The following is a 6,540-nucleotide window of genomic DNA, read 5'->3' on the forward strand; positions in this document are numbered from 1 at the left end:
GACGTCCTGGATCGCGCCGCTGCGGACGTCGGCGTCGATGGCGGCCGCGCGCGCCAGGGCGGGCGGCAGGGTCAGGGCGCCGATGGCGGCCAGCAGGCCGCGGCGATCGATCTGGGGCATGACGGGACTCCGGTAAACTAGGCCGGAAGTAGCACGACTTCTTTTTCAGCTGTGTGACAACTGGACTAGACCAGATAGTTGGTCATCCCACTTTATTCCCGCCTTCCTCGCCCTTGTGGCGAGGACCCAGCGTTCAGCTTGATAGGCCTTTAGGCATCAAGGCGCGGCAAGCTCGAACGATTATTGGGGAGACAGAAGCAGCGGATCGATGGGCCCCAGGCACAAGGCCTGGGGAGGCCGCGGTGAGTGGTGTCGTGAACTATTCGAACACGATCACCGAACGCGCCAGCTCGCCGCGCTTGAGCTCATCAAACGCCGAGTTGACGTCCTCCAGCTTGATCCGGCGCGAGATCAGTTCGTCCAGCTTCAGCTTGCCCGACATGTAGAAGTCCACCAGGCGCGGCATGTCGACGGGGAAGCGGTTGGAGCCCATGTAGCTGCCCTGGATGCGGCGCTCGCCCAGGAAGTCGGGGCCGTGCAGCTCGATCTTGGTGCCGACCGGGATCATGCCGATGATGTTGGCCGTGCCGCCGCGCTTCAGCATCTTGAACGAGGCTTCGGCCGTGGCTTTCAGGCCGATGGCCTCGAAGCTGTGCTGCACGCCGCCGCCGGTCAGCTCGATCACCGCCTTGGCGATGTCGTCGACCTGCGAGCCGTCGATCACGTCCGTCGCCCCAAAGGTCTTGGCCAGCTCCAGCTTGGCCGGCACGCGGTCGATGGCGATGATCCGGCCCGCGCCGGCGATCGCCGCGCCATTGATCGTCGCCAGGCCCACGCCGCCGCAGCCGATCACCGCCACGGTCTCGCCCGCCCGGACGCTGGAGGTCTGGATCACCGCCCCGACGCCCGTCGTCACGGCGCAGCCGATCAGGGCGGCGCGGTCGAACGGCATGTCCTTGCGCACGGCGACGCAAGCGTGCTCGTGCACCAGCATCATCTCGGCGAAGGACGACAGGTTCAGGAACTGGGCCATCGGACCCGTCCCGCCGTTCATGTCCTCCTTGAACAGGCGCGGCGCCTCGCCCTTGCCCCGGCGGGTCTCCGGGCTGATGCAGAGGTTCATGTGCCCGGTGAGGCAGACCTCGCAGTGGCCGCAATAGGGATTGAGGCAGGTGATGACGTGGTCGCCGACCTTGACCGTCCGCACCTCCGAGCCGACGGCCTCGACGATCCCGGCGCTCTCGTGGCCCAGCACGGCGGGCAGGGGGTGGGGATAGGAGCCTTCGATGAAGTGCAGGTCCGAGTGGCAGACGCCGGCGGCCTTGGTGCGGATCAGCACCTCGCGCGGGCCGGGCTTGCCGATGGCCACGGTCTCGATCTCGAGGGGCTTGCCCACCTCGCGCAGAACAGCGGCCTTCATGCTCGTCTCCGTTATCTTTGAAAAGGAGACTAGCGTCCCGTCCGGGGCAAGCGGAAGGGGGAATTCGAACAAATGTTTGGCGCGAACCGCTTTACGCGTTTCGCAACGCCAGCGCCGCCTAGGGCTGCTGCTGGCGCTCGATGCGGATCAGGTCCAGCACGCCGATCAACTGCTTGGCGCGCCACGCGCTCATCATGTAGCCGAGGGGCGCGAGCGTCGCGGTCGCGGCCAGACCCACGGTGACGCTCAGGTTCGCCTTCACGAAGGTGATCATGCTGGCCCCAGCCAGTTCCGCCACGAGGGCGAGGATCGAGAGGGGGACGGTCAGATAGAGCAGGATGACCACGCGCAACAGCTGGTCCTGTCGACGCGCGTTCAGCGCCGCCAGGGCCGTCAATCCGTCGAACAGCTCGTCGCTGACGCCATCGAGCAGGGCGAAGGCCTTCACGGTCGAGGGATTGCGTCGGAAGCCGCTGATGAAGTCCAGGCCTACATAGCCCCAGGCGCCGGGCGTCACGAAGCTCTCGGGGATCAGCGACCAAGTCGGAAACAGTCTGTGCACCGACGCCCATAACCGCCACAAGGCGTTTGGCTCGCCCGCACGAAGTTCAACCGTCTCGACCGTCATACGCGACCCCACCCCCGACTCTGGCGAGCAAGGTGTTCGATGCGACGGAAAGTGGCAAGCCGGCGCGCGGCTCGCGCCAGGCGTTTAGGCCGCCAGGGCGATCGGGCGTTCCGGCAGGATGCGGCTGACGGCCAGCAGGACCGTCATGTCGCCTTCGCCGGTGGTGATCACGGCCGAGACCAGCGGCGATTCCTCGACGTCGCCCAGCGACGGCGGCGGGTTGATCGCGTCGGCTTCGACGGTGAAGCTGTCGCAGACGGCGTCGACCAGCAGGCCGGCGACGTCGGTCTGGTTCTCGACCACGATGATGACCTGGCGCGGACCGTCCTGCGCCGCGCCCTTGCCCAGGCGTTGCGACAGATCAATGACCGGCATGACCTGGCCGCGCAGGTTGATGACGCCGCGCACGAACGGCGGCGCGTCGGGCAGCGGGGTCGGCGGGGTGACGCCGCGGATTTCACGGACGGCGCTGACGGGCACGCAATAGGTCTGGGCGCCGACTTCAAAAGACAGGACCTGCAGGGCCTGGCCTTGGGCGTAAGACACGGTGGTGGTCATGGCGGTCTCCGGGGAGCGCGAATTTCGTCTCCGGCACGCTCGCGGAAAAAGATGAACAAACCGGTTCCAGGAACCCGACAATTTCGTTCAGGCGCCGTTCAGGCGGGAAGGCTGATCGTCCTCGTGACGCTTCGGGGCGGCGCGCCGCGCCGGGAAGCGAAAGGTCAGGGAGGCCTTCATGGTCCGCAAGTTCGTCAACACCCTGGGCCGGGTCGGGGCCGGCGTCGCCGCCCTGTCGCTGGTCGCCGCCGCCACCTCGGCCTCGGCCGATCCGCGCTATTATCACCGTCATCACAAGGACAAGAGCGACGACGTCGCAGTGGCCGCCATCGCGGCCGGCGTACTGGGCCTGGCGGTCGGCGCGGCCTTGTCCGACAACGATCGGCGCGATCGTTACGACGATCGCTACTATGGCCGCCGGGCCTATGCGCCGCCGCCTCCGCCGCCCCCGCGCTACTATGGTTATGGCTATGGCTACGCCCCGCGGCCGTACTACGGCGACCGCGAATGCTGGACGACCCGCGAGTACGATCGCTGGAGCGGCCGCTACTCCGAACGCACCGTGTGCCGCTGAGACATACGGACGAACGGGTCGCCGTTGTGAGCCGGCGATCCGCCTTCGAGCCCCAGGTCCCCCCGGCCTGGGGCTTTTTGTCGCGGCGAAGCTTGGCGGGACTCGACTCCGCGTCGAAATGAGAACAAAAAAGGAACATTACTCCCCAGTCGCAGGAGAGCTCTGATGTCGCCGCTCGCTCCGCCGTCTCTATCCTCCAGCCCCTTCGGCGCGGGACTGCGTCTGACAGACGATCGCCTGGACATCGCCGAGGCGGTGTTGGCCGGCGCCTGGCGCACCCTGCGGGCGGCCGGTTTCGGCGAGGCCGAGGTGCAGGCGCTGTTCGACCAGGTCGCCGACCGTCCCGAGGACCTGGCCCGCCGCCTGCGGCGGATGGCCAACGCGGCCTGAGGAGCGATCAGCCCAGGCGCTGCAACAGCGCCTGGAGGATTTCCGCCCGCTGGGTGGTTTCGACCGAGATCCGACCGGTCAGTTCGCGCACGCCCGCCGGATAGGCTTCGCCGCCTTCGGCGATGGCCTGGGCCTGGTCGGCCAGCCGGCGCAGATCACGCTCCAGCCGCTCGACCTCTTCGCGCGCCAGCATGCGAGCCTCGGCCTGCAGGCGTTTGACGCGTTGGGCGGTGGTCTCGGGACCCCGCCCGAGGTCGTAGATTTCGGCCACGCCCGAGACGGGCGGCACGATCTTCAGCGGCTTGCCGGCCATGGATTGAGGGCTCCTAGAGACGGGCCGACCCTGTCGACCCACATCTCTACAAAGCCTGGCCGTGGGCGCCGTTCCCGTCGTCGCTCCGAAAGCGGGACAACGTGGCGCGGCGGCCACGGCGAGAGATCCGGCCTATTCGGCGTCCCGCACGCGGGTCGCCGGACGGTCGTCGCCGGACGAGAGCTCCTGATGCCAGACGGCCTGCTTGTCCTCGTAGACGATACCCTCGGTCTCGCCCGGCAGGCGCTGCTCGCCGGCCGCGCGCTGGGCGGCCTTCAGCGCCGCGTCGTGGCTGGGGAAGGTCTCGGAGAAGGTGTCGCCCACCTTGTAGGCCCAGCCGCCGTCATGCTCGACGATGGTGTAGGTGACTTCGGTCATGGGGCGTCTCCGTGAAGCTTGGACGTCGAAACGGTCCGCCACCTTGGGCGGTTCCGATGACGCTGTCTTGTCGGAAAGCGCGGCCCCCTTAAGCCACCTTCACCCGCGCCGCGCTTTCCGGCAGGTCCGTGCCGAACGCGCGCTGGAAGAACTCGGCCACCGTGGGGCGCTCGAGCTCGTCGCACTTGTTCAGGAAGGTCAGCCGGAAGGCCAGCGCCACGTCGTGATCGAAGATCTCGGCGTTCTGGGCCCAGGTGATCACGGTGCGGGGGCTCATGACCGTCGAGATGTCGCCGTTCATGAAGGCGTTGCGGGTCATGTCGGCGACGCGGACCATGGCCGCGATCGTGCGCTTGCCCTCGGCCGTGTCGTAGGACGGGTTCTTGGCCAGGACGATCGCCGCCTCGACGTCGTGCTCAAGGTAGTTCAGCGTCGTGACGATCGACCAGCGGTCCATCTGGCCTTGGTTGATCTGCTGGGTGCCGTGATAGAGGCCGGTGGTGTCGCCCAGGCCGATCGTGTTGGTCGTGGCGAACAGCCGGAAATACGGATTGGCGCGGATGACGCGGTTCTGGTCCAGCAGGGTCAACTTGCCGCCGGCTTCCAGCACGCGCTGGATCACGAACATCACGTCCGGGCGACCGGCGTCGTATTCGTCGAACACCAGGGCGATCGGGCGCTGCAGCGACCACGGAAGAATGCCCTCGCGGAACTCGGTGACCTGCTTGCCTTCCTTCAGGACGATGGCGTCCTTGCCGACGAGGTCGATCCGCGAGACGTGGCTGTCCAGGTTCACCCGGACCAGCGGCCAGTTCAGGCGCGCGGCCACCTGCTCGATGTGGGTCGACTTGCCCGTGCCGTGATAGCCCTGGACCATCACCCGACGGTCCTTGGCGAAGCCCGCGCAGATCGCCTTGGTCGTCTGGGGATCGAAGCGGTAGGCGCTGTCGATCTCCGGCACGTGCGGATCGCGGTGGCTGAAGGCCGGAACCTTCATGTCGCTGTCGACGCCGAACGCATCGCGCAGCGTCACCCACTTGTCGGGGACCAGGGTGATCAGCGGATCTTGGGCGGAGCTGGTTTCGGCGAACTCGGGCATGCTTCCCGATTAGCGCCTTGACCCAGGGGGAGGGAAGAGGGCGCCGCGCTGGCGACGCCCTTTCCACGCGCTTTTTTAGCGGTTGGCGATGATCACCGAGGCGATCAGGCCGGTGGCGACGGCGGCCAGCACGTACTGGTTGTCGACCTTGCGCCATTGATAGCCGCGCGGCGGGGCGCGCAGGCCGTGGCGGCGCCAGTCGCTGACATAGTAGGCGCGGTCGCGATAGCGGGCGTCCAGACGCTGACCCTTGGCCCAGCGGCGGTATTCGCGGCGGTCTTCTCTACGGTCTTGGCGGGCCTCGTGACGCGCCTGATCGCGGCGGCCCTGTTCATAGGCGCGGTCGCGGCTGTCGTAGCGGTTGTCGTGACGATAGGCCTGGGCCGAGGCGGCGGTCGCGCCGCTGGCCAGCATCAGCACGGCGACGGAAGCGGTCAAAATGCGTTTCATGTCTAACTCCTTTGTCCAGGATTGGAGCCTAGCGGGCTCCACATGGTCCTGACCTGAACGGGCCTGTTCGGCTTAAGTTCATGTTTCAAAAGAGAAATGTTGTTGCTTTAATTGTGTCTCAAGCCGGTCCAAGAGGTCTCTATCCGTGTTTCGCCTCGACTTCCCAAGACTGCTGACCACCGCGCGTCGCGAGGTCGCGGCGGTGACCGCGCTACTGATCGCCGCCCTGGGCGCCATGGCGTTCCTGGCCATCGCCGACGAGGTGGCGGAGGGCGAGACGCACGCCTTGGACCTGGCTGTTCTGCGCGCTCTGCGGGTCGAGGGGCGGCCCGAAACCTTGGTTGGACCGGACTGGCTGCATGTCGCCGCCGTCGACATAACGGCGCTGGGCTCGGTGGCGGTGCTGAGCCTGATCATCCTGCTGGCCTTCGCGCTGCTGGCGTCCTTGCGCCGTTGGGGCGAGGGCTTTTTGCTGCTGGGCGGGGCGCTGAGCGGCGTCACGGTCAGCCAGGGCCTCAAGGCGCTGTTCGGCCGCGAGCGGCCGGACATGGCCTATCGCGCGGTCGAGGCGGTCAACGCCAGCTTTCCGTCCGGCCACGCCATGCTATCGGCGGTGGTCTTCCTGACCCTGGGCGTTTTGACGGCGCGCTTTTCCGACCGGCGGCGGGTC

At 67.3% G+C, this 6,540-nt stretch carries 10 protein-coding genes; 3 read left to right on the forward strand and 7 right to left on the reverse strand.

What is annotated here, in order from left to right; genetic code table 11:
- Positions 1-379: 379 nt before the first annotated feature.
- From Q0379_RS11055 to Q0379_RS11065, 3 genes are all read right to left on the reverse strand, one after another.
- Positions 380-1,480: a Zn-dependent alcohol dehydrogenase gene (locus tag Q0379_RS11055; RefSeq protein WP_299008346.1), complete on the reverse strand. Its 1,101-nt coding sequence runs from the start codon at positions 1,478-1,480 to the stop codon at positions 380-382.
- A 118-nt stretch (positions 1,481-1,598) separates the two neighbouring features.
- Positions 1,599-2,042: a hypothetical protein gene (locus Q0379_RS11060; RefSeq protein WP_299008349.1), complete on the reverse strand. Its 444-nt coding sequence runs from the start codon at positions 2,040-2,042 to the stop codon at positions 1,599-1,601.
- A 150-nt stretch (positions 2,043-2,192) separates the two neighbouring features.
- The gene (locus tag Q0379_RS11065) at positions 2,193-2,666 is read right to left on the reverse strand and encodes a chemotaxis protein CheW (protein ID WP_013080596.1); all 474 of its coding nucleotides are present in this window, start codon (positions 2,664-2,666) and stop codon (positions 2,193-2,195) included.
- Between the two features lie 178 nt (positions 2,667-2,844).
- Between Q0379_RS11065 and Q0379_RS11070 the strand changes: the two genes are divergently transcribed.
- Both Q0379_RS11070 and Q0379_RS11075 read left to right on the forward strand, forming a co-directional pair.
- On the forward strand, positions 2,845-3,240 hold the full coding sequence (locus Q0379_RS11070; protein ID WP_299008356.1) for a hypothetical protein: 396 nt from the start codon (positions 2,845-2,847) through the stop codon (positions 3,238-3,240).
- A gap of 165 nt (positions 3,241-3,405) precedes the next feature.
- The gene (locus Q0379_RS11075; RefSeq protein ID WP_299008363.1) at positions 3,406-3,630 is read left to right on the forward strand and encodes a hypothetical protein; all 225 of its coding nucleotides are present in this window, start codon (positions 3,406-3,408) and stop codon (positions 3,628-3,630) included.
- Between the two features lie 7 nt (positions 3,631-3,637).
- Here Q0379_RS11075 and Q0379_RS11080 read toward each other — a convergent pair whose 3' ends face one another.
- From Q0379_RS11080 to Q0379_RS11095, 4 genes are all read right to left on the reverse strand, one after another.
- Entirely contained in the window at positions 3,638-3,943 is a 306-nt protein-coding gene (locus Q0379_RS11080) for a hypothetical protein (RefSeq protein ID WP_066681624.1), read from the reverse strand.
- A gap of 132 nt (positions 3,944-4,075) precedes the next feature.
- Positions 4,076-4,321, reverse strand: coding sequence for a DUF2188 domain-containing protein (locus tag Q0379_RS11085; RefSeq protein WP_299008368.1), 246 nt, complete (start codon positions 4,319-4,321; stop codon positions 4,076-4,078).
- A gap of 88 nt (positions 4,322-4,409) precedes the next feature.
- The gene (cobS, locus tag Q0379_RS11090; RefSeq protein ID WP_066681619.1) at positions 4,410-5,420 is read right to left on the reverse strand and encodes a cobaltochelatase subunit CobS; all 1,011 of its coding nucleotides are present in this window, start codon (positions 5,418-5,420) and stop codon (positions 4,410-4,412) included.
- Positions 5,421-5,495: 75 nt separating this feature from the next.
- On the reverse strand, positions 5,496-5,870 hold the full coding sequence (locus tag Q0379_RS11095) for an RcnB family protein (RefSeq protein ID WP_299008374.1): 375 nt from the start codon (positions 5,868-5,870) through the stop codon (positions 5,496-5,498).
- 145 nt (positions 5,871-6,015) lie between these two features.
- Here Q0379_RS11095 and Q0379_RS11100 point away from each other — a divergent pair.
- The coding region (locus tag Q0379_RS11100) for a phosphatase PAP2 family protein (protein WP_299008377.1) at positions 6,016-6,540 on the forward strand (525 nt) is incomplete at its 3' end.

It is taken from the genome of uncultured Caulobacter sp. (assembly GCF_937900395.1).
GTDB lineage: Bacteria > Pseudomonadota > Alphaproteobacteria > Caulobacterales > Caulobacteraceae > Caulobacter.

Coding starts and splice junctions, on each gene's coding strand:
- Q0379_RS11095 (WP_299008374.1), bottom strand. CDS start 5,870: ATGAAACGCATTTTGACCGCTTCCGTCGCCGTGCTGATGCTGGCCAGC.
- Q0379_RS11075 (WP_299008363.1), top strand. CDS start 3,406: ATGTCGCCGCTCGCTCCGCCGTCTCTATCCTCCAGCCCCTTCGGCGCG.
- Q0379_RS11080 (WP_066681624.1), bottom strand. CDS start 3,943: ATGGCCGGCAAGCCGCTGAAGATCGTGCCGCCCGTCTCGGGCGTGGCC.
- Q0379_RS11070 (WP_299008356.1), top strand. CDS start 2,845: ATGGTCCGCAAGTTCGTCAACACCCTGGGCCGGGTCGGGGCCGGCGTC.
- cobS (WP_066681619.1), bottom strand. CDS start 5,420: ATGCCCGAGTTCGCCGAAACCAGCTCCGCCCAAGATCCGCTGATCACC.
- Q0379_RS11065 (WP_013080596.1), bottom strand. CDS start 2,666: ATGACCACCACCGTGTCTTACGCCCAAGGCCAGGCCCTGCAGGTCCTG.
- Q0379_RS11055 (WP_299008346.1), bottom strand. CDS start 1,480: ATGAAGGCCGCTGTTCTGCGCGAGGTGGGCAAGCCCCTCGAGATCGAG.
- Q0379_RS11085 (WP_299008368.1), bottom strand. CDS start 4,321: ATGACCGAAGTCACCTACACCATCGTCGAGCATGACGGCGGCTGGGCC.